The sequence below is a fragment of the Actinoplanes sp. KI2 genome (genome assembly GCF_025630775.1).
In the GTDB taxonomy this organism is placed as follows: Bacteria; Actinomycetota; Actinomycetes; order Mycobacteriales; family Micromonosporaceae; genus Actinoplanes.
Genome location: NZ_JAOSZE010000172.1, coordinates 1 through 386, shown reverse-complemented (window position 1 = coordinate 386; position 386 = coordinate 1). Strand labels below are relative to the sequence as shown.

General features: G+C 66.6%; 1 protein-coding gene. It reads left to right on the top strand.

What is annotated here, in order from left to right; genetic code table 11:
• Nucleotides 1-386: 4Fe-4S dicluster domain-containing protein (locus ODJ79_RS46825; protein ID WP_263030213.1), on the top strand; the 386-nt coding region annotated here is incomplete at both ends.

The following is a 386-nucleotide window of genomic DNA, read 5'->3' as shown; positions in this document are numbered from 1 at the left end:
CACCAGGACGTGCTGCTCAAGGCCGTCGGCGACAAGGTGAAGTTCGAGTTCGAGCAGACCTTCATGTTCTACCTGCCGCGGATCTGCGAGCACTGCCTCAACCCGTCCTGCGCGGCGTCCTGCCCGTCCGGCGCGATCTACAAGCGGGTCGAGGACGGCATCGTGCTGGTCGACCAGGACCGGTGCCGGGGCTGGCGGATGTGCGTGTCGGGCTGCCCGTACAAGAAGGTGTATTTCAACCACCGCACCGGCAAGGCCGAGAAGTGCACGTTCTGCTTCCCGCGGATCGAGGTGGGCATCCCGACCGTCTGCTCGGAGACCTGCGTGGGCCGGCTGCGCTACATCGGCCTGATGCTGTACGACGCGGACCAGGTGCTCGCGGCGGC